The 21635-nt window shown below is 64.6% G+C and carries 18 protein-coding genes; 8 read left to right on the top strand and 10 right to left on the bottom strand.

Annotated features, from left to right (window positions below):
* Nucleotides 1-163: 163 nt before the first annotated feature.
* Nucleotides 164-1144: an ABC transporter substrate-binding protein gene (locus tag BA190_RS21555; protein ID WP_068291912.1), complete on the bottom strand. Its 981-nt coding sequence runs from the start codon at nucleotides 1142-1144 to the stop codon at nucleotides 164-166.
* Nucleotides 1145-1450: 306 nt separating this feature from the next.
* Between BA190_RS21555 and BA190_RS21550 the strand changes: the two genes are divergently transcribed.
* Nucleotides 1451-2584 (top strand): site-specific DNA-methyltransferase, encoded by a 1134-nt coding sequence (locus BA190_RS21550; protein WP_068291910.1) that lies wholly within the window; start codon nucleotides 1451-1453, stop codon nucleotides 2582-2584.
* Nucleotides 2585-2753: 169 nt separating this feature from the next.
* On the opposite strand, the gene BA190_RS21545 is transcribed toward BA190_RS21550, so the two are convergent.
* From BA190_RS21545 to BA190_RS21525, 5 genes are all read right to left on the bottom strand, one after another.
* The gene (locus tag BA190_RS21545) at nucleotides 2754-4184 is read right to left on the bottom strand and encodes an amidase (protein ID WP_068291909.1); all 1431 of its coding nucleotides are present in this window, start codon (nucleotides 4182-4184) and stop codon (nucleotides 2754-2756) included.
* A gap of 66 nt (nucleotides 4185-4250) precedes the next feature.
* Nucleotides 4251-5336 carry a Gfo/Idh/MocA family protein gene (locus tag BA190_RS21540; RefSeq protein ID WP_068291906.1) on the bottom strand — a complete coding sequence of 362 codons (1086 nt, stop codon included), beginning with the start codon at nucleotides 5334-5336 and terminating at the stop codon, nucleotides 4251-4253.
* 186 nt (nucleotides 5337-5522) lie between these two features.
* Nucleotides 5523-6683: an ABC transporter substrate-binding protein gene (locus tag BA190_RS21535; protein WP_156771641.1), complete on the bottom strand. Its 1161-nt coding sequence runs from the start codon at nucleotides 6681-6683 to the stop codon at nucleotides 5523-5525.
* A gap of 117 nt (nucleotides 6684-6800) precedes the next feature.
* Nucleotides 6801-7661, bottom strand: coding sequence for an ABC transporter permease (locus BA190_RS21530; protein ID WP_245314884.1), 861 nt, complete (start codon nucleotides 7659-7661; stop codon nucleotides 6801-6803).
* A 10-nt stretch (nucleotides 7662-7671) separates the two neighbouring features.
* Nucleotides 7672-8490: an ABC transporter ATP-binding protein gene (locus BA190_RS21525; protein ID WP_068291894.1), complete on the bottom strand. Its 819-nt coding sequence runs from the start codon at nucleotides 8488-8490 to the stop codon at nucleotides 7672-7674.
* 239 nt (nucleotides 8491-8729) lie between these two features.
* On the opposite strand from BA190_RS21525, the gene BA190_RS21520 reads away from it, so the two are divergent.
* Nucleotides 8730-9680, top strand: coding sequence for a MurR/RpiR family transcriptional regulator (locus tag BA190_RS21520; protein WP_082979941.1), 951 nt, complete (start codon nucleotides 8730-8732; stop codon nucleotides 9678-9680).
* Between the two features lie 168 nt (nucleotides 9681-9848).
* A complete protein-coding gene (locus tag BA190_RS21515) occupies nucleotides 9849-10304 on the top strand; it encodes a hypothetical protein (protein WP_156771633.1) in 456 nt (151 codons plus the stop codon).
* 66 nt (nucleotides 10305-10370) lie between these two features.
* On the opposite strand, the gene BA190_RS21510 is transcribed toward BA190_RS21515, so the two are convergent.
* The 3 genes from BA190_RS21510 to BA190_RS21500 all read right to left on the bottom strand — a co-directional run bounded on the left by BA190_RS21510 (nucleotide 10371) and on the right by BA190_RS21500 (nucleotide 13141).
* Nucleotides 10371-11753 (bottom strand): FAD-containing oxidoreductase, encoded by a 1383-nt coding sequence (locus tag BA190_RS21510; protein WP_068291889.1) that lies wholly within the window; start codon nucleotides 11751-11753, stop codon nucleotides 10371-10373.
* Nucleotides 11750-12211: a DUF4126 family protein gene (locus tag BA190_RS21505; protein WP_068291886.1), complete on the bottom strand. Its 462-nt coding sequence runs from the start codon at nucleotides 12209-12211 to the stop codon at nucleotides 11750-11752. The genes BA190_RS21510 and BA190_RS21505 overlap by 4 nt, the downstream gene beginning before the upstream one ends.
* An 87-nt stretch (nucleotides 12212-12298) precedes the next feature.
* Nucleotides 12299-13141, bottom strand: a complete 843-nt coding sequence (locus BA190_RS21500) for a MurR/RpiR family transcriptional regulator (protein WP_068291998.1) — start codon at nucleotides 13139-13141, stop codon at nucleotides 12299-12301.
* Nucleotides 13142-13340: 199 nt separating this feature from the next.
* On the opposite strand from BA190_RS21500, the gene BA190_RS21495 reads away from it, so the two are divergent.
* Both BA190_RS21495 and BA190_RS21490 read left to right on the top strand, forming a co-directional pair.
* Complete coding sequence (locus tag BA190_RS21495; protein ID WP_068291883.1) at nucleotides 13341-14795, top strand: MFS transporter; 1455 nt, start codon at nucleotides 13341-13343, stop codon at nucleotides 14793-14795.
* Nucleotides 14796-14797: 2 nt separating this feature from the next.
* Nucleotides 14798-15490 (top strand): aspartate/glutamate racemase family protein, encoded by a 693-nt coding sequence (locus tag BA190_RS21490; RefSeq protein WP_068291881.1) that lies wholly within the window; start codon nucleotides 14798-14800, stop codon nucleotides 15488-15490.
* 52 nt (nucleotides 15491-15542) lie between these two features.
* Here the strand turns inward: BA190_RS21490 and mutY are convergent, their stop codons facing one another.
* Nucleotides 15543-16622, bottom strand: a complete 1080-nt coding sequence (gene mutY / locus BA190_RS21485; protein ID WP_068291876.1) for an A/G-specific adenine glycosylase — start codon at nucleotides 16620-16622, stop codon at nucleotides 15543-15545.
* A gap of 24 nt (nucleotides 16623-16646) precedes the next feature.
* Between mutY and BA190_RS21480 the strand changes: the two genes are divergently transcribed.
* The 3 genes from BA190_RS21480 (at nucleotide 16647) to smc (ending at nucleotide 21500) form a co-directional block, all read left to right on the top strand.
* Complete coding sequence (locus tag BA190_RS21480; RefSeq protein ID WP_162275171.1) at nucleotides 16647-17246, top strand: DUF721 domain-containing protein; 600 nt, start codon at nucleotides 16647-16649, stop codon at nucleotides 17244-17246.
* Nucleotides 17247-17342: 96 nt separating this feature from the next.
* Nucleotides 17343-18005, top strand: a complete 663-nt coding sequence (locus tag BA190_RS21475) for a DsbA family protein (protein WP_068291873.1) — start codon at nucleotides 17343-17345, stop codon at nucleotides 18003-18005.
* 36 nt (nucleotides 18006-18041) lie between these two features.
* Complete coding sequence (gene smc / locus BA190_RS21470; protein ID WP_068291871.1) at nucleotides 18042-21500, top strand: chromosome segregation protein SMC; 3459 nt, start codon at nucleotides 18042-18044, stop codon at nucleotides 21498-21500.
* Nucleotides 21501-21635: the final 135 nt, after the last annotated feature.

Genomic DNA, 21635 nt, shown 5'->3' with positions numbered 1-21635 from the left:
GAAAAACCCCGCCTCTATCGTTGGTGAACGATCGCCTGATAGGCTCGACCCTTGTCGTGCCGCGGCTTGACCCCGGCATCCAGGCTCTCCGTTGGACCGGGAGAGCTGGACTGCCGGGGTCAAGCCCAGCAATGACAAAAGTCAGCGTTCTATGACTGCCGGATCAATAGGATTCCGGCAGGTAGGCGGCGATGTTGTCCTTGTTGAACAGCCGGTCCGTGTTGACGAGACGCGGCGCCACGGTTTCGCCGGCCGCATATTTAACGATGGCGTCGAAGGCGGCCGGACCGAATTTCGGATTGCATTCGATCAGGACGAGGATCTTGCCATCCGAAACAGCCTGGGCCGCATCACGCGTGCCGTCGATCGAAGCAAGGATCAGATCCTTGCCCGGCACCTTGCCGGCAGCCTCCATGGCGGCGATGGCACCCATGGTCATCTCGTCATTGTGCGAATAAAGGGCGGTGGCATCGGGATGGGCCTGGTAGAGCGTCTCGAAGACCTGCCGCCCCTTGTCGCGAGCGAAGTCGCCCGACTGGGAGGCGATGATCTTTATGTCGGGGTAGGCCTTGATCGCCTTCTCGAAGCCCGTCTTGCGGTCATTGGCCGGAGAAGAGCCGACCGTACCCTGCAATTCGATGATCTTGGCCTTGCCGTTGACCGCCTTGGCCAGATATTCGCCGGCCATCTCACCTTCCTTGATGAAGTCCGAGCCGATGAAGGCGACGTAGTCCTTGCCGCCCTTGGCGAGATTCACATCGACGCCGCGATCGATCAGGAAGAGCGGGATACCCGCCTTCTTGGCTTCCATCACCGCCGGTACCAGCGGCTTTTCCTCGCGCGGCGACAGCAGGATGACATCGACCTTCTGGGCGATCATCGAGCGTACGTCGGCGACCTGCTTGGCGGCCGAGCCGGCGGCATCGGTGTAGACGAGCTGCCAGCCCCGCTTCTGGGCCTCGTCCTTCATGCTGGCGGTCTGGGCCAGGCGCCAGGGATTGTTGCTCTCCGTTTGCGCAAAGCCGACCTTGTAGGTGTCCTTCTTCTTCAGCTTGGGCAGGTCGGCATAGGCCGGCACCAGCCCGAGGCCGGTGAACGCAGCACTGCCGGCCGCGATCTGCAGCAAGGAACGACGCGTGATCATTTTTCTCTCCCGTTTGGGCCCTTGTTACGACGGGCCCGGACCGATGGCAGCACAATTTGGGTGCCGAGGTCGGCGGCTAGAATGGTCGGACAATTTGAACCGCGTCAAGTCATCAATTTGAGCAGGACGCCGACAGTCACAGCAAGCTCGGCCACGGCACAGGCGTCCCGTTCCGGCACGAAATTTTTATCGCGGCGGCAACGCGGAATTTACCAAACCGGCCCAGGATCCAGCGTGTTGTCAGTAAGCGTTGCGTATGAGTACCCCATGAGTATCTCGCGTACCGGAGCCGCCCAAGCGCTTCGGATGAGCCCTGGGTTGAAGCGTGTAGAATCGCGTTCGTCGATCGTGACGGGCGCGGTTCTACCGCTCGATACCATCATCGAAGGCGATTGTATTGCCGCGTTGCAGCGCCTGCCTGCCGCCAGCGTGGATCTCGTCTTTGCCGATCCGCCCTATAACCTTCAGCTGGGCGGCGATCTTCAACGGCCCGACAATTCCATGGTCGATGCCGTCGACGACGACTGGGACAAGTTCGCCTCCCTGCGCGAGTATGACGATTTCACCAGGGCCTGGCTCGCCGCCGTCAAGCGCGTGATGAAGCCGGACGCCACGCTGTGGGTGATCGGCTCCTACCACAACATCTTCCGGGTCGGCGCCAGCCTGCAGGATCTCGATTTCTGGATCCTCAACGATATCGTCTGGCGCAAATCCAACCCGATGCCGAATTTTCGCGGCAAGCGCTTCACCAATGCGCATGAGACCCTGATCTGGGCCTCGCGCGACCAGCGCTCGCGCTACACCTTCAACTACGAGGCGCTGAAGGCCGGCAATGAGGATGTGCAGATGCGCTCCGACTGGCTGATCCCGCTGTGCACCGGCTCCGAACGGCTCAAGGATGACGACGGTCGCAAGGCCCATCCGACCCAGAAGCCCGAAGCCCTGCTGGCGCGTATCCTGCTCGCCGCCTCCAAGCCCGGCGACGTCGTGCTCGATCCCTTCTTCGGCTCGGGCACCACCGGCGCCGTCGCCAAGAAGCTCGGCCGCCATTTCGTCGGCATCGAACGCGACCAGGCCTATATCGCCCACGCCCGCGAACGTATCGCCAACGCCGTTCTCGTCGACGATGCCGCCATGCTGGCGCCGGCCGAGAAGCGTTCGGAGCCGCGCATTCCCTTCGCCAGCGTGATCGAACGCCAGCTCCTGCAGCCCGGTGCCATCCTCAGCAGTGCCAATGGCCGCCACCAGGCCCGCGTGCGGGTCGATGGTTCGATCATGCTGGGCGACATCGTCGGCTCGATCCACAAGATCGGCGCCCTCGCCCAGGGCCTGCCCGCCTGCAATGGCTGGACCTACTGGCACTATGACGATGGCGGCAAGCCGGTGCTGATCGACGAATTGCGCGCCATCCTGCGCAAGGAACTGGCGGCGGCGGGGTGAGCTTCCTTCACCCCTTGCGGGTGTCGTCAACTCTCTTGAGTTGACTAGAGGTGGCATTGCGAAGCAATGACGGATGAGGGGAGCAACTCTGCCTCACCGGCCTATGCGCCAACACCCCTCATCCCCCTTCCGGGACCTTCTCCCACAAGGGGAGAAGGCATCTATCACCTCACGCACTGATAGCCGGGCGCCTGTCCTTCCACGGCATGGCCTGTTCGAGTTGCGTCGACACCGCCAGCACGGCCGCCTCGTCACCATAGCGCCCGACAAGCTGCACGCCGATCGGGATGTTGTCCGGCGTCGAGCCGAGCGGCAGCGAGATCGCAGGCAGGCCCGACAGGTTGAACGGGAAGGCGAAGACCGCATCCGTCCATTTGGCGTTGTACTGGTCGAGATCGGTCATCGACATGTCGTAATAGCCCATCGGGCGCGGCAGTTGCGTCAGGGTCGGCGTGAGGAAGACGTCGTAGGGTGCAAGGTCCTCCGCGATGGCGCGGCTGAGTTCGCGCAATTTCCAGACATCGCGGGCATGCTCGACGCCGCTGATCGAACGGCCGCGCTCGATCACCGCCCAGGTCAGGGGCTCGACATCGTCCCGGGTGACCGGACGCCCGATCACGCCGGCCAGGCCATCGAACATCGCAGCCGTCTCGACCGGAGACATATGGGTATAGGTCTTCCAGGCATCATTGCCGTCGAGAGCCATGTCGTGTTCCTCAACGATATGGCCGAGGCCTTCCAGCGTCTTCACCGTCGCCAGCACGGCCGCCTTCACCTGGGGATCGATCGGCGTGCCGTTGGCCGGCTTGACGGTGTAGCCGATACGCAGCCGAGCCGGCGCGCGCTTCGATAGTTCCAGCCAGGTTTCCGCCGGCCTCGGCGGCGTATAGGGATCGCCGGGCAAGGCGCCGGCGACCGCATCGAGATAGGCGGCCGTGTCGCGCACGCTGCGTGAATGACAGAGGAAATAGGCGCCGCCGTACCAGAAGTCTCCCGCCGGAGCGAGGGTGACCCGGCCGCGCGAGGGCTTCAGGCCGACGATGCCGCAGCAGGAGGCGGGCACGCGAATGGAGCCTGCGCCATCGCTCGCCTCGCCGATCGGCACCATGCGCGAGGCGACGGCCGCCGCCGTGCCGCCACTCGAGCCACCGGCAGTGATGCCCGCCTTCCAGGGGTTGATGGTGGCGCCGTAGAGCCTGGGCTCGGTGGAGATCGACCAGCCGTTCTCCGGCGCGTTCGACTTGCCGAGCAGCACCAGGCCGGCCGCCCGGATGCGGCTTACCGAAACCGAATCACTGTCGGCCACGAGATCCTTCAGGTAGCGCGATGAATTGGTGAGCGGGGCGCCCTTCCAGGAGCTGGCGAGTTCCTTGGCGAGGAAGGGCACGCCGGCGAAGGGAGCCTTGCGATCGACCTTGGCCGCTGCCTCCCTGCCCATGTCGTAGAGCCGGTGGATGACGGCGTTGAGCTGGGGATTGACCTGCTCGATCACCGTGATGGCAGTCTCGACCACTTCGAGGGGCGAGATCTCGCCCTTCTGCACCAGCCCGGCCAGGCCGAGCGCGTCGGATTCGACATAGGTCTCCAGCAATGACGTCATGACGATCTTTCCTTGGTGATGAAATAGCTAGGGCGTGTCGCGTGCTAATGGCACGCGCCGGACCGATCAGCCGAGCTCGATCGCCCGCTGTTCCCGGATGCTTTGTTCGGCGGCCAGCACGATGCGCAGGCTGTTCACCGCCGCCGCCATGGCCTCGGTGAGATCGAGGTCCTCGCGGATCGCCTTGAGGAAATAGGCCTGCTCGCGGTCGCACAATTCCTGGTGCCCCGGCTCGTCCTCCATGCTGAAGATCTCGTCCGGCTTGGCGAAATTCTTGTCGGCGTCGACCTTGGCGTAGTGGATCTTGATGGCATCGGTCTTGGTATGGCGATCGATGTCGGCGGAATCGGAGAGCTCCTCGCCCTGTTTGGCACTCTCATTCTGGCCGGCCACGATCGAGACCGCCCCCTCCGGCCCGATGACGTCCTTCACGAAATAGGCGATCTCGCTCATCATCGGGCCCCAGCCGGCCTCATACCAGCCGACCGAGCCATCGTCGAAGGTGACGTGCAGGTGGCCGTAATTCTGCTGGGCCGCCTCCTGCCAGAGCTTGGCGCCGATGCCGTGCACGCGCAGCGGCCGGGCGCCGGTGAGCTGGCACATCACATCGACATAATGCACGCCGCAATCGACGATCGGGATCAGGGAATCGATCAGGTTCTTGTGCCAGTGCCAGGCCGGGCCGCTGCTCTGCTGGTTGAGGTTGAGGCGCATCACCAAAGGCTTGCCCAGGGTCCGGCCCATCTCGATGAACTTCACCCAGGAAGGATGCACGCGCAGGATATAGCCGAGCACCAGCTTGCGATTTTTCGCAACTGCGGCGGCCACCACCTTCTCGGCATCCTCGATACTGGTGGCGATCGGCTTTTCCATGAAGACATGGCAGCCGGCCTCGATCGCCTTCAGCGCGTAGTCGGCATGGGTGTTCGGCCACGAATTGATCGAGACGGCATCGGGCCTGGTCTCCTTCAGGGCCGCCTCGTAATCCTCGAACAGCGGATAGCCTTCGAGTTCGGCCGGCACGGGCTTCGACTTGATCGAGCGGCTCATGATGCCGACGATCTCGAAACCATCATTGCGATGATAGGCGCTGGCATGGGAGGCCCCCATATTGCCGAGCCCCACCACGAGAATCCTGACCTTATCGGACATGCGTCCTCCCGATACCTAGATGTCTTGCGCCGATGTGAACCGCGGGTCATCCCGGACGCGCTGCAGCACGAAGTGATGCCGCGCAGATCCAGGACCGCTATCAGAATGATGCGAACCCTGGATGCGGTCCCGCATCTGCATTGCATCATTTCGTGCTGCTATGCGCGCGGGATGACGGAACTCCCCTTAAAGGGCCCCGTCGAAGAGATGTGCCTTGATCTTCTCGACATCGACCTTGGCGAAGCCGTCCGAAAGCTTGGCGCCATCGGCGTCGGCCTTGACCTTGGCCTTGTCGAAATCATTGGCCGGCTTGATCAGGTCGTTGGTGAGCACGTCCTCCGCCTTCACCGGTGCGGTGATCTGGCCGATCTTGTGGATCTGGTCGAAGAAGGCCTGCCAGCTCGCCATGTCGTGCCAGCCCCAGCCGCCGCGCTTGTCCATGTCGCCGCGGAAGACGTTGACCTGCTGCAGGATCGAGGTGGTGCCGAGTTCCGGACCGAGATTGCTGGCGAGCGTCGGGAACTGCTCGAACACCGCCTCCACGGCCGCCCGCGGGTTCTGGTAGCCGAATTCCAGCCCCATGGCCCAGCCGCGCAGATATTTCTCCAGGAAAGCCTTGCGATCGGGATCCTCGAGATCGGCGCTGCGCACCACGAAGGTATTGGCCGGGAATTTCGAATGCTGGACGCCGAGCCAGTAGTCGAAGCTGAGTCCCTTGGCGATCCATTCCGCCCTGAGCCCTTCCCAGGACAGGGCCGCATCGCCCTGGCCGCCGGCCAGCGCCGTGCCCCAGGTCGGCCAGCCGGCCTCGACATATTTCACCTTCTTGACGTCGACGCCCTGCGCGGCCAGCAGCGGATCGGTGATCGCCTGCCAGGCAGCCGAACCGAGCAGGATGGTCTTGCCCTCCAGCGTCTTGAGGTCCTTGGTGCCCTCGCCCTTGCGGAAGGCGAAGCTGAACGTGTCGCGTGCCCCCATGTGGAACACGGATTTGAGCTTCATGCCGTTCTGGATGGCGAAGGAAAACACGCCGGGGGACGGGAAGCCCATGTCGGCCTGGCCGACATCGACGAATTTCACCGTCGCCGTGCCGTCGGAGGGCCCAGGCTGCATGTCCGTGGCGAGATCGCCGAAATAGCCGGCCTTCTTCGCCGCCCAATAGGGATAGTCGTCGAGCACTTCCAGCGTGCCGCGCGGCGAGATCCAGGTGAATTTCTCATAGGCGGCGGCCCGTGCTGGCGTCAGCAGGCCGGAAGCGCCAAGCGCTGTCGCCGTCACCAGGCCGCCGGCGCTCACCTGCAGGAAATAGCGCCGGTTCACACCAAGTCTTGTCATGTCCGGCTTCATCGATGCGATCTCGTTCTTCGTCACGGGCTTCCTCCGGTTGGGTCCTGCCTGTTTCCGGCAGTTCGAATGGCGTGTGGTCTTTTCGTTCTAACGCCTTGCTATCGTTGGCTTTCCTGCTCAGGCTTCCCAGCTCGCCCATTTCTTGCCGATCAGGAAGAACAGCACATAAATCAGGATGCCGAGGATGGAGAGCACCAGAACCACCGCGAAGAATTGCGGCATCTGGATCATCGAGGAATAGGTCGTCAGCCGGTTGCCAAGCCCGAAGCCACCGCCGACCATTTCGGCGCCGACCGCCGTCAGCAGGCCGAAGATGGCGCCGATCATCAGGCCGACGAGGATCATCGGCAGGGCCATCGGCGCCCGGATCTTCCAGAAGATCTGCAGGGTCGAGGCGCCATAGGAGCGGGCGAGCGCGATCTTGGCATTGTCGACCCGCCGGAAGCCGGTGGCGGCGTTGATCATCACCATCGGGCCGGCGGCCAGAGCCACTGCGATGATCCTCGGCGTATAGCCGAAGCCGAAGCGAAGGATGAGCAGCGGCACCAAGGCCAGCATCGGCGTGGTCACCAGCAGCAGGATATAGGGCGCGATGATCTTCTCGGCGAAGGGGAACTGGGTGATCACGGCAGCGAGGATCAGGCCGATGCAGGCCCCGATGGCAAAGCCGCCGCCCAGTTCCACCAGCGTGTAGCCGAGATGCGGCAGGATCAGCGGGAACTCGGTGAACAGCGCCGTGACGATCGCGCTCGGCGGCGGCATGATGTAGAGCGGCACCTTGAACAGCCTGAGCGCCAACTCGGCGCCCCCGATCAGGATCACGGCAACGGCGACGATCGCGGCGATCTCGAAGCCGGACTTGATGCCGGGCCCCGCGGCAAAGGCCGAAAGATTGGTGAGGCTGACATCCTGGCCGTCGCCGGAACTTGCCTTGGAGAAGGACTTGGCCTTGGAGAATTGGGGAACGGCGTCACTCACGGCGATGTCCTCAGCTTGCGGCTACGGCGCTTCGCAGCGGCGCCTGCATCTGGCTGGTGCGGCCGCCGACGATGTCCAGCTTGATGGCGTTCTGCAGGTCGAAGACGTCCTTGGTGGCCATGATTTCCAGGGAACGCGGGCGCGCGAACGGCACCTCATATTCTTTCGCCACCCGCCCGGGCCTGGCACTCATCACGATCACCCTGTCCGACAGGAAGATGGCTTCCTCGATGCTGTGGGTGATGAAGACGATGGTGGTCGGCCGATCGAGCCAGATCTCCTCGACCAGCCGGTTCATCTCCTCGCGGGTGAAGCTGTCGAGCGCACCGAAAGGCTCGTCCATCAGCAAAACCGAGGGCTTGAGCGATAGAGCGCGCACGATGGAGGCCCGCTGCTGCATGCCGCCGGAAAGCTCGCGCGGAAACTTGCCGCCAAAACCGGCGAGGCCGACGCGCTGCAGGAGGTGGTCGATCCAGGCCCGGTCGGGACGGGTACCCTTGATCTCGAAGGGAAAGGCGATGTTGGCGTCGAGATTGCGCCAGGGCAGCAGGTTGGCCTCCTGGAAGACGAGGCCGATATCGGGATGCGGACCGGTGATCGCCTTGCCGTCCAGCCTGATCTCGCCACTTGAGAGGCGGTGAAGGCCGGACATCGACCACAGCAAAGTGGTCTTGCCACAGCCCGAGGGCCCGACGATGGAGACGATCTGATTGGCTTGGATATCGATGCTGCAACGGTCCAGCGCGACGAGATTGCCCGAAGCGGTGTGATAGGCCTTGCTTGCCTCCCGCACGGCAAGCTTCGGGTGTGATGCCAGCCCCGTTTTCATTCCATCCCTCGGAGAATGCGCCGTGGCCCTCAAGGGCCATCTCATCGCACGGGCACTGTGTAACTATCCTACTTGAGTGTCAAGCATATGGTAGGACCATTACAAGACCAGTCCACCGAAACACCTTCTATCTATCGGAATTTTCTTATGTTATTCCAACATGAAGGTTGTGTTACTTTCCTACATGGGCCGCGCTGCCTCGTGCCTGCGCGGCTTTGAATCCCAGGGAGAAACGCCTGATGAGCCAGGACAGGAAGCGAGCACCCCGGCGCGACAAGGCGAGCGAGCCGGTCAATGCCGCCTCCGAGCGCGTGACCCATATCCCCGACATCATTTCCCTGGTGAAGGACGCCTATGGCGATTTGCGCCCAGCCGAGCGGCGTGTCGCCGACGTGGTCCTCGAGGATGTCGAGGCCGCCGTCGCCGCCTCCAATGGCGAACTCGCCAGGCGCGCCGGAGTGAGCGAACCGACCGTCACCCGCTTCTGCCGTGCCATCGGTTGCGAGGGCGTCAGGGACTTCAAGCTGCGCCTCGCCCAGAGCCTGGTGGTCGGCACGCTCTATCTCGGCAAATCGGGCGCTCATGCCGATAACGGCCTGCCGTTCTGGAACGCCGTGTTCGGCGAGGCCCATCGCGCGATCGAGGCGACCGAGCGCCAGCTCGATCCAGCAGAACTGCAGAAAGCGGCCGACCTGATCGCCGGCGCTCGCCAGATCGCCGTTTTCGGCCTCGGCGGCAGCGCTTCCGCCCTGGCGCAGGAGACGCAATATCGCCTCTTTCGCTATGGCATCGCGGTATCAGCCCATATCGATCCCTATGTGATGCGCATGACGGCCTCGACCCTGAAGCCGAAAGACGTGGTGATCGCGATCTCGGCAACCGGGCGCACGCGCGAGGTGGTGGAGGCGGTCGAGATCGCCCGCCAATACCGGGCCACCATCATCTGCGTCACCGCCCCCGACACCGACCTCGCCCGCGCCTGCGACGTCAGGTTGACCGTGGCCGTGCCCGAATATGCCGACACGCTCAAGCCCACGGCCCTGCGCTTCGCCTTCCTGACCCTGATCGACCTGATGGCGACGGCCACCGGCTACAAGCTCGGCGGTTCGGCCCGCGAGACGCTGCGCCGCGTCAAATACAATGTGCAGATCCGGCGGGCGGGTAGGGAGATGGAGCCGTTAGGGGATTAGCAAATATTTGCAGAGAGACACGTTGTATCTCGTTTCCTCACTATTGCTTTGCGCTGTGCCATTTCGGTTTTTGACCGTAAACAGGCTCCTAGCTCAGGATATTTCTTAGCGAAATTCTACAGCGCAATGATAATATTTATCCGTGCTCAAATGGATACAGAGGAGTCGATGACAAATGTGACGGAGATCAATCATTCTCCGTTCGGCCATCTTCGTTATGGGAAGGAATACGGCGTCGAGTATTGGCGAGGCAGCATCACACTCTCATGCTTTGAGCAACCTTTCGCCCTCATCGTCCGAGCCGGGCGAGGAGGCCCGTCACAACAGCAAGCAGCGGCGCTGACTGCCGTGGTTAAGAGCGCGTCGATGATCCAACAGCAAGCGACCACGCCGATGGTGAAAGGTCATCGAGAGGCTGGAATATCCTTCGAAACCAGGAACACCGAGAACGGTGATGTGTGGTCAATTCTACAGCCGGAGGAGATCGAGGTGTCGGATGAGAGCTACTATCGGGACGGCCGCATTTTCGTAGCACTTATTTTTGGCTCGACGCAGGAACCGAGCTTTGCACCTGCCATCGAAACAGCTGATGGCATTTTTGTACGGGTACTTTCCGGAACCTAGTTGTTTCGAAACTCCAGCTCTTCCCTGCAAACGCCACTTCCGCTGCCGAGCGTCAAGAAACGCCCCCTACACCAGTGGCTGCATCTCGCCGATCATGGTCGGCACGAGCTCCGAGACGGTCGGATGGATGTGCACGGCGCGCTGGATGGTAGCGTAGGGTGCCTTGGCATACATGCCGTCGAGCAGGCCGTGCACGACCTCGTCGCCGCCGACACCGAGGATGGCGGCGCCGAGAATGGCGTGGCTGTCGGCATCGACGATCACCTTCATGAAGCCCTGAGTCTCGCCCTTCTCGACCGCCCGGCCGACCCGCGTCATCGGCCGCTTGCCGATCAGGGCCTTGCGCCCGGAGCGGCGCACCTCCTCCTCGGTCTGTCCGATGCGCCCGAGGGGCGGATCGATGTAAAGGGCATAGGCGGTGATGCGGTCGCTGACCCGGCGGGGATCGGCGTCGAACAGATTGGCGGCGACGATCTCGTAGTCATTGTAGGAAGTGTGGGTGAAGGCGCCCTTGCCGTTGCAATCGCCGAGCGCCCAGATGCCCTCGACATTGCTGCGCAGTTGATCGTCAACCGTGACATATCCGCGGGCATCGGTGTGCACGCCTGCTCTGTCCAGGCCGAGGTCGTCGGTATTGGGCACCCGGCCGACGGCGATCAGCACATGCGAGCCCGATATCCGCGCGGGGCTTTGCCCCTCCCCCGCCACGGTGACGGCAACGCCGCGGTCCTCGCGGGCAAAGGAGAGGTTCGTCGCTCCGAGGTGGATATCGATGCCCTCCTTGATCAGGATGTCGCGAATGGCGTCGGAAATATCGGGGTCTTCCCGCGAGGTCAGGCGCGGACCACGCTCGATCACCGTGACCTCAGAGCCGAAGCGGCGATACATCTGCGCGAATTCGAGCGCGATATAGCTGCCACCGACCACGATGAGATGCTCCGGCAGCGTATCGAGTTCGACGATCGAGGTGTTGGTGAGGTAGTCGATGTCGGCAAGCCCCGGCATGTCGGGCACCAGGGCACGCCCACCGACATTGAGGAAGATCTTCGGCGCGCTCAGGCGCTCACCATCGACCTCGATCTCATGGGGGCCGGTGAAGCGGGCATGGCCCCGGACCAGCCGGCAGCCCGCCATGCCGCCGAGCCAGCCCTCCAGCCCGGTGCGGGCGTTCATGGTCACCGCCTGCTTGCGGGTCCAGACCTTCTTCATGTCGACGCCGACGCCGCTTCCCAGCACCACGCCGTACTCGTCGGCCCGGCGCGCGAGATGGGCGGCGTAGGCGCTGGCCACCAGGGTCTTGGTCGGCATGCAGCCGGTGTTGACGCAGGTCCCGCCGACATGCTTGCGCTCGATCACGGCAACACGCTGCCCCGCCGCACTGAAGCGGCCCGCCAGGGAAGGGCCGGCCTGGCCGGCGCCGATGATGATGGCGTCGAATTCGCTGCTCATAGCAGCGCCCTGACGATCAGGAGTGCCCCGAGGACCGCCACGGCGTCCTCGACAAGGGCGGCCGGCAGGTCCCGTCGGAAGGCAAGCGCCAGCCGCCGGCGGAACTCATGGCCGCCCAGCGTGCCGACAATGGCACCCACCACGCCCGCGACGAGCCCGACCAGCCAGGATCCGCTGGCAAATCCGATCGCAGCCCCGCTAAACGCGCCGCTCACGAGGCGGGCACCGAATTGCATCGGCACCTTGCGGCTGGGTGTCGAGGGCAGTTGATCGCCTACGAACTCCAAAAGGGCCAGCGCTGTGAAGACATAGGGCGTGACGGGATGGCCGAGGAAGGCCAGCGGCGTGCCATCGAGCGGCAGCCAGCCCAGATAGGCCGCCCAACTCACAGCGGCAGGAGCGGTGAAGGTGCGCAGCCCCGCGACCACGCCGATCAGAAAAGCGCCGAGCAACGACATGCAGCTCCCCTATGCCGGTGAGACCCCATGCTGGAGGTAGGATGGTATAAAGGCAAGAGTCATTCGCCGGAGGGCGCGGCGTTCCCACTACAGCTCCTCAAGCGCATCACCGAAGGTTTCGATGTCGCGCAGGCGCCTGCGCCCGGCGGCACCGGCCTTCTCGATGGCACGGGTGGTGATGAGATGGCAGAGCGCCATCACCGACGTGTGGTTGAACAAGGGGCCGGGCGCCAGGGTCTGGCAATGAAAATGCCATTGTGCCGAGGATCGCAGAGGCGCACCCTCATCGGTGATGTAGAGCAGCTTGGCGCCCCGCCTCTCGATGGCCGCCAGGATATCGTCCAGCTTGGCGATGCGGCGACGCAGGGCGAAAACCACCACCATGTCTTCAGCGGCGATGCTCGCCAGATATTCGCCGAGCGTCTGGCCCGGGCCGGGAATGGCGACGATATTGTCGATGACCTGCAGCATCTGCCATTGCAGATAGGCGGCGAAGGGCTGGCTGGAGCGAAAGCCCACGACCCAGGTCCTGCCCGTGCCGAGCATGGCATCCACCACCGCATCGATCTGGGCTTCGCGGATCGACAGAAAGGTCTGCTCCAGATTGGCGATGGCCTGGCCGACATGGCTGGAAAGCGACTGGCCGGCAGCAGGGTCCGCCGCACTGGAAAGAAACAGCCGCGACCCGGTCTGCCTTTCCTGGCGGACATGGCGGCGCGATTCCTCGTAGGTCTCATAGCCCAAACGCCGCACGAAGCGCGTCACCGTGGCATTGGAGACATGGGCCAGGGCCGCCAGTTCCGATGCCGAGTAGCTCGCCAGTTCACCGGGAAAATCACAGACGAATTCCCCGAGCCGCCGTTCGGCTGGCGGAAGCTCGTCGAGGATGTCCCGCACGCGGGTCAGGAATGATCTCTCGGTGGACTGCATGGCCAAGAAAGTTGAAATCTCATTTTCAGGATATTCCGAGCAGTAAGAGATTTTGACCATATGTACAATCATATCATCCAAAATCCTCGTCAATCGGCCCCACAAGCAAGAAACGAAAATACCAATTGCAAAAATATTTTCTTTGAGTTTAACTATGAAAAAATAATTTCATAAACATCATCCAGAGGATTTAATCGCCATGGCAGGGGAACAGATGATCCCGTCCGGCGCATCGTCGCCGGTACAAAAGCAGATGGAACAGGCGCTGGGGACGATCGGCGTCACCACCGCCCACAAGCAGATTCTCGCACTCATCCTGATCGGGTGTCTCTTCGACGCGTTCGAGCAGAACACCATCGGGCTGATTGCGCCGATGCTGAAGGCGCAATGGGGCCTGACCGGCGCCGACATCGGTTTCCTGAACACCATCACCTTCGCGAGCGCGGCTGCGGGCCGCCTCCTCTCCGGCATCCTCGGCGATCGCTACGGCCGCCGCGTCATGCTGACCATCAATCTGCTGCTGTTCACGCTGGGGTCGGCGCTCTGTGCGCTTGCGCCGAGCTTCGGCGTGCTTTGCATGGCGCGCGCCATCGTCGGATTCGGCGTCGGCGGCGAAATCTCCACGGCCGTCACCATGCTTGCCGAGTTCTGCTCGCCGAAATTCCGAGGCACCGCAGCTGGCCTGGTCAATGTCGGCGCCGGCGGCTTTGGTAACTTCCTCGCCCCCGCCTTCGGGCTTGTGGTCTTCACCCTGTTCGCGGGGGACGATGCCTGGCGCTGGCTCTTCGGCGTGCTGGCGATCCCGGCCTTCCTCGTCGTGTTCTTCCGCCGCTACGTGCCGGAAACACCGCGCTTCCTGGCCTCGCAGGGCAAGATCGACGAAGCCAACAAGGTGCTATCCATCCTGGCCTCGGGCTCGCTGCGCCCGAAGGATCTGCGGGTCAGGGCCTATCTGTCGACCCCCGAGGACGACACGGTCCAGCCCACGAAAAGCAGCTGGAGAGAGCTCTTCCAGGCCCCCTATCTCGGCCGCACCATTCCCGTGGCGATCGCGATCCTGATGAGCTATGGGGCACAGCTTTCCGTACTCACCCTCATGCCGATGATCTTCATGTCGATGGGCCATACGCTCTCCGGCAGCCTGCTCTACTCGATGATCATCCAGAGCGGCAGCGTGCTGGGGGCGATCGCCGCCTCGATGTTCGGCTATTATTTCCCGCGAAAGAGGGTCCTGAGCATCGGCTCCGTCTGTGCCTGCGTGGCAGCCCTGGCCATCGTCTGCCTGGGGAACAGCCTCTACCTGGTGCTGTTCTTCGGAGCGCTCTTCCAGTTCTTCGTGCTGCTGCTCAACACCTCGATCTGGATCTATGCGCCCGAGCTCTATCCGACCCGCATTCGCGGCTTCGGCGTGGCCCTGATCCTGGCGAGCGGCTCGGCCGCGGGCTCCATCGTGCCGACCTTGGCCGGCTTCCTGTTCGACAATCTCGGCATGCTCGGCGTTTTCGGCCTCGCCGCCTCGATGTATGCGGTCTTCGCCTTCTGCATCCAGCTCGGGCCCGAGACCTATGGCCGATCCATGGAAGACCTCACCCAGCCGGCCGAATCCGATCCCCCGACCATCCATTTTACCAAAACTGCCAGAGAACAGGCCTGACAATGCAAGCATCGTCCCCCCAAGCATCGCCTCCTCATGTCCTATTGATCAATCCCAACAGCTCGGAAGCAACCACGGGGATGATGCTGGCCATTGCCCGCCGCAAGGCCGATGGGCGGCTTCGGCTGGAAGCCGCCACGGCAACCCGCAGCCCCTCGATGATCGTCAACGAGACCCAGCTTACCGCCTCGGCAAGCCAGGTCATCGAGATCGGCCGGGCGCAGGATGCGGGCTGTATCGGCATCATCGTCAGCGCCTATGGCGATCCCGGCGTCGTCCACCTGCAGGAAAGCCTGCGGGTGCCGGTCATGGGCATCTGCGAAGCGTCCATGATCGACGCCTCGCAGGGCGGGCGGAAATTCGGCGTCGCCACCGTCACGCCGGATCTCGCCGACGCCATCGCGGCGCGTGCCGCAAGCCTCGGGCTACAGCACCTCTATACGGGCATACGCTGCACGCCGGGCGATCCGGTCAAGCTTGCCGATGATGCAGAACGCCTGCGCAACGAACTGGCAGCCATGGTGAGGTTGTGCATCGAGGACGGGGCGGAAGCGGTGATCATCGGCGGCGGGCCGCTGGGCGAGGCGGCGGAATATCTGCGCACGCAATTCGACATCCCCATCATCGCGCCCATCGGCTCGGCGGTGGACCTGATGATCGCTGCGCTCGCAAACGGCAACGGGCATCGGAACTGAGCGGCGCCCACGGCAAGGAAGACGCGCGAACGGCCGCCCGCTCGCGCCTCTCTTAATTTCCCCGCGCCAGCGCCGCGATCTTGCGCATCACGGTGGGCAGGGCCTCGCCGTCGAGGTCATCAAGGCGAACCCAGCGGCAATCCGGTGGAGCCTTGGTGCTCAGCAAGGCATCGGCGGCATAGACGCTGACGACAAGCTCGAAATGGGTGAAGCCATGGCTTACCTCGCCCGGCAGCTTGCGCCATTTCGCCTTGAGCGGCGCGTGGTTGACGGCCGCGCTTGAATCGAAATCTTCGCTCCAGACGCTGGACGGAATCTCGGTCATGCCACCGAGCAACCCCTTGTCGGGGCGCTTGCGCACCAGCACCCAGCCGTCCGGCCTGACGATCCAGAACGCCGCGCCCCTGCGCAATGGGCGCTTGGCCTTGGGGGCCTTGCGCGGAAATGTCTCCTGCGTACCTTCCCGGCGGGCCCTGCAGAAGGGCAGATAGGGGCACAGGCCGCAAGCCGGGCGTTTCGGGGTGCAGATCGTTGCCCCGAGATCCATCATGCCTTGCGCAAAATCGCCGGGCCTGTCGGCCGGGGTCATGCCATCGACGATCTCGGCGATCCGGGGCTTGGCCTGCGGGAGCGGGGTTTCCAGCGCTTCGAGCCGCGTCACCACCCGCTCGACATTGCCGTCGACCACGGCCGCACGCCGGTCGAAGGCGATCGCGGCCACGGCCGCCGCCGTATAGGCGCCGATCCCCGGCAACTGCCTGAGGCCCTCGACCGTGTCGGGAAAACGACCGCCCAGCCTGGCGCTGACAAAGCGGGCGCAGGCGTACAGGTTGCGGGCGCGCGAATAATAGCCAAGCCCGGCCCAGGCCTTGAGGATGTCCTCCTCATCGCTCTTGGCCATGGCGTCGACCGTGGGCCAGCGCGCCAGAAAAGCCTGGAAATAGGGGCCGACGGTCTTCACCGTGGTCTGCTGCAGCATGATCTCGGAGAGCCAGACACGGTAGGGATTCGGCGTCTCGCCAGGCAGCGCCCGCCAGGGCAGCCGCCTTCGGTGCCTGTCATACCAGACGAGCAGGGCTTCTGCATGCAGGCCTTCTGGAGACTTGACCTCGGGAGCGACACTATTAAGCATGGCCTCTCATTCCACAGATCGGTCATGATCAACAAGCCCAAGTCTCAGCCTAAGGCTCCTCAGCCCCAGGCGTCTCCACAGCAGGCTCCCTTCAAGCGAAGGTCGGCCCGCCCCTTCGCGGATCTCGTCGGTCCGGCGCTGGCCGACGCCCTCAAGGCGCGCGGCTTCGCCACGGCCGACATCATCGGGCACTGGCCGGATATCGTCGGCGCCCGGCTCTCGGCCCATTCCCTGCCGGTGAAGATGCAATGGCCGCCTCGCCCCAAGGGCGAAGCCTCCGATGCGGCTCCTGCCGCAGCGACCCTGATCCTGCGGGTCGAGAGCGCCTTCGCGCTCGAGGTCGAGATGTCGGCCAGCCAGATCATCGAGCGCATCAACGCGGTCTTCGGCTGGCGCTGCGTCGGCAAGCTGCGCCTCAAGCAGGGGCCGGTGGATCATCCGGCGCCGAGGCAGAGGCCCGGGATTCCCGACCTGCCCCCCGAGGCCTCCCGCCGATTGGCCGACGATCTCAGCGGCATCGAGAACCCCGGCCTGCGCGAAGCGCTCGAACGGCTGGGGCGGCAGGTTCGCGGCTCCACCCGCACCACCAAGCCGGTCCCGAACAAACCGGTCACACCTACGTGAAGGCGGCTGGTCAGCCTGTTGCCATAATTGCAAGGCTCAAGTACCGCACACATAGAGTGCGCCGATACGCGCAATGACAAAGGACATGAGTCGCCGATGAGCCCGATGCTTTCCCGCCGTACCCTGATCGCAGCCCTTGCGGCGAGTCCGGCGCTTGCGGCCCTGCCCGCCCTCGCGGCCGACGACAAGGTCAGCCTGCTCGAACTGGCCGTGCCCGGCCCCATCCCCGATATCGCGCTCGGCAAGCCGGATGCGCCGGTCAAGGTCTATGAATATGCCTCGATGACCTGCCCCCATTGCGCGCGCTTTGCCAAGGACGTGTTCCCGGCGATCAAGCAAAAATACATCGATACCGGCAAGGTGCTGTGGACCATGCGCGAGTTCCCGCTCGATCCGCGTGCCACGGCCGCCTTCATGCTGGCGCGCTGCATTGCCAAGGACGCGCCGCCCGAGAAATATTACACCATGCTCGACGTGCTGTTCTCGCAGCAGGAGAGCTGGGCGTTCGTCAGCGACGCCAAGCAGGTGCTTCCGGCCCTGTTCGGCATCGCCAAGCAGTCCGGTTTTACACAGGAACAGTTCCAGGCCTGCTTGAAAGACCAGACGCTCTATGCTGGCGTGAATGCCGTGAAGGAGCGTGGTTCTTCGGCTTTCGGTATCGACGGCACGCCGACCTTCTTCATCAACGGTATCAGGAAGGGCGGCGAGATCACGATCGACGAGTTCTCCCAAGTCGTCGATCCGTTCCTCAAATCCTGAAAGCAGTCCCGGCCCCGCCGGACTGCGGGGTGATGGATGAAACTAACCAAGCTCAGGCTTCTCGGCTTCAAGTCCTTCGTCGAACCGACGGATTTCCTGATCGAACCCGGTTTGACCGGCGTCGTCGGGCCGAACGGGTGCGGCAAGTCGAACTTGGTCGAAGCCCTGCGCTGGGTGATGGGCGAGAGCAGCCACAAAAACCTGCGCGCCGCCGAGATGGACGACGTCATCTTCGGCGGCTCGGGGAACCGGCCGCCACGCAACATGGCCGAGGTGATGCTGACGGTCGAGAACAAGGACCGCACCGCCCCGGCTGCCTTCAACGACGCCGACATCCTGGAAATCTCCCGCCGCATCGAGCGTGACCGCGGCTCCAATTACCGCATCAACGGCCGCGAAGTGCGCGCCCGCGACGTGCAGCTCATCTTCGCCGACGCCTCCACCGGCGCGCGCTCGCCCGCCATGGTGCGCCAGGGCCAGATCGCCGAACTCATCGCCGCAAAGCCGCAATCGCGCCGCCGCATCCTCGAGGAAGCAGCCGGCATCTCCGGCCTGCATACGCGCCGCCATGAGGCGGAGCTGAGGCTGAAGGCGGCCGAGAGCAATCTGGAGCGGCTCGAGGACGTGCTGACCCAGATCGAGTCCCAGCTCGACAGCCTCAAGCGCCAGTCACGCCAGGCCTTCCGCTATCGCGGCCTTTCCAACGAGATCCGGCAGGCCGAGGCTCTGCTCTTCCACATCGCCTTCGAGGAGGCGGGGCGGCTGGTGATCGAGGCGGAAAAGCGGCTCGACCTCGACACCCGCACCGTGGCCGAGCGCACGCGGGCGCAGGCCGAGACGGCCCGCCTGGCCGCCATCGCCGCCCATGAGATGCCGCCCTTGCGCGAGGCCGAGCATGCCGCCGGTACCGCCCTGCATCGCCTGGTGCTGGCACGCGAGCAACTGGACCAGGAGGAGCGGCGCGCCGGCGAGCGGCGCATTGAGCTCGACCACCGTATTCGCCAAGCCGGCGCCGACATCACGCGCGAGAAGTCGATGATATCGGATGCAGGCACCATGCTGCAGCGTCTGACGGCCGAGGAATCCTCCCTCAAGGCCGAGCAGGACGGCAGCAAGGAGCGTGCCGCCGAGGCGGGCGGCTTGCTGCGGGAGGCCGAGATCGCCTTGGCCGGACAGGAGAGGGCGATGGGCGAGGCCCAGGGCGCCCTGGCCGAACTCCAGGCGTCGCGCGCCCAGGCCGAACGCAGCGAGCGCGAGGCCGCCGAGCGAGTGGTTCGGCTGGAACGCCAGCTCGCCGAGATCCGGCGTGAGGGCGAGGCCCTCCGCGCCGGCTCCAATGCCGCGGCTCTCGCCGAGCAGCTCCAGGAACAGCTGGCCGAGTTGCAGGAACGGCGCAGTCAGGCCGAGCAGGCCGCCATGGAAGCTGAAGCCGTCCACGCCGAGGCGCGCGATGCCGAAGCCGCCACGCGAAGCCCCCTTCAGGAGGCCGAGCGCACGGCCAATCGCCTGGAAACCGAGGCGCGTACCCTCGCCAAGCTGGTATTGACGCCGGCCGGCGCCAAATACCCCCCGATCGCCGACGCCCTTCAGGTCGCCAAGGGCTATGAGGTCGCGCTCGGCGCCGCACTTGGCGAGGATATCGACGCCCCCACCGACCGCGACGCGCCGGCCCATTGGTCGGGCGCCACCGTCGCAGACGGCGACCCGCCTTTGCCCGCAGGCGTGGAGGCCCTGGCGAATTTCGTCCGGGCTCCTGAAGGCCTGGCGCGTCGACTGGCCCAGATCGGCATCGTGGACAGGGCCGACGGCCCCCGCCTCAAGGCCCTGCTCGTCCCCGGCCAGAGGCTGGTGAGCCGCGAGGGCGATCTCTGGCGCTGGGACGGTTTCGTCGCCGCCGCGGAAGCCCCCTCTCCTGCCGCCCGGCGCCTGGCCGAACGCAACCGCCTGGCGGAGTTGGAGGAACAGGCCCGGGAGGCCCGGGACGCCGTCGCTCCCCGTCGCCGTGAGGCGGATATGGCGCAGGCCGCCCTGCGCCAGGCCGCTGAGCGCGAGCGCACCACACGCGACGCCTGGCGCAATCTCAGCCGCGAGGCCGACCAGCTGCGCGAGCGGGCGGTCGCGGCCGAGCGCCAGGCGGCACAGCTCGCCAGCCGCCTCTCAGCCCTGGACGAGACCGGCAACCGCCTTGGCAGCGATCTTGCCGAGGCGCGCGAGGCCTGCGAACGAACAAGACACACTCTGTCGGCGCTGCCCGACGGCAGCGCCCTCAATGCCCGCTTGCAGGAATTGCGCCAGGCCGTGGCGGAAGGCCGCGCCGAGGTCGCCGAAACACGCGCTCAGGCCCAGACGCTGGCGCGCGAGGACGAATTGCGCCTGAGGCGCCTTGCCGCCATTGGTGAGGAGAGCCAGTCCTGGAGAGACCGCCAGGAGAATGGCGCGGCCCAGATCGAGACATTGACCAGCCGCTTGACGGAACTGGAGATCGAACGGGCGGAGTTTGACGATGCGCCGGTCGTCTTCGCGGCACGGCGGCGGGGCCTGATCGCCGAAACCGAAACGGCGGAAGAGGCGCGCAAGATCGCCGCCGACCGCTTGGCCGAGGCCGAGACCCGCCTGGCCCAGACCGATCGCCAGGGCCGCGAGGCGCTGGTCGCCTTGAGCCAGGCCCGCGAGGAGCAGGTGCGCTCGGAGGAAAAGCTCGACGCCCTGCGCGCGCGCCGGTCCCAGATCGTCGCCGAGATCGAGGAGGCCCTCAACGTCGCCCCGACGGGTCTCCTGAAGCTCGCCAATCTCGCCGCCGATGCGCCGATCCCCGATCGGCGTGCGGTCGAGCGCACGCTCGAGGACGCCAAGCGCGAGCGCGAGCGTCTCGGTGCGGTCAATCTCAGGGCCGAGGACGAGCAGAAGGACGTGCAGACCCAGCTCGATGGCCTCGTCAGCGAGCGGGACGATCTGGTCGAGGCGATCAAGCGCCTGCGCCAGGCGATCGCCGGCCTCAACCGCGAGGGGCGCGAGAGGCTGCTCGCTGCCTTCGACGTGGTCAACGGCCACTTCCAGCGCCTGTTCCAGACCCTGTTCGGCGGCGGCACGGCGGAACTGCAGCTCACCGAGTCGGACGACCCGCTCGAAGCCGGCCTCGAAATGCTGGCCCGCCCGCCGGGCAAGAAGCCGCAGACCCTGTCCCTGCTCTCGGGTGGCGAACAGGCCCTGACCGCGATGGCGCTGATCTTTGCGGTGTTCCTCACCAATCCGGCGCCGATCTGCGTGCTCGACGAAGTCGACGCGCCGCTTGATGACGCGAATGTCGAGCGCTTCTGCGATCTCCTCGATGCGATGATTCGCGAGACCGAGACGCGTTTCGTCACCATCACCCACAACCCGATCACCATGTCGCGCCAGAACCGCCTGTTCGGCGTCACCATGGCCGAACGCGGCGTCAGCCAGCTGGTCTCGGTCAATCTGAGCGAAGCCGAGAAGTTCCTGGAAGCGGTGTAATCCTGTTGTGACGGTCTTGAGACCGGCATGGAAATGCGCCCCGTGTCCCCCTCCTCAGCTCTATCGAGAGATGGAGCGGGACCGGCACAACTTTCTACCCAAATATCGTACTGCCCTGCCGGTCGGAAGACCGGC

This window comes from Labrys sp. WJW (assembly GCF_001676615.1).
Classification (GTDB): domain Bacteria; phylum Pseudomonadota; class Alphaproteobacteria; order Rhizobiales; family Labraceae; genus Labrys; species Labrys sedimenti.
Note: the sequence above shows the minus strand (reverse complement) of the source record. Positions and strands in the feature narration are given on the sequence as shown.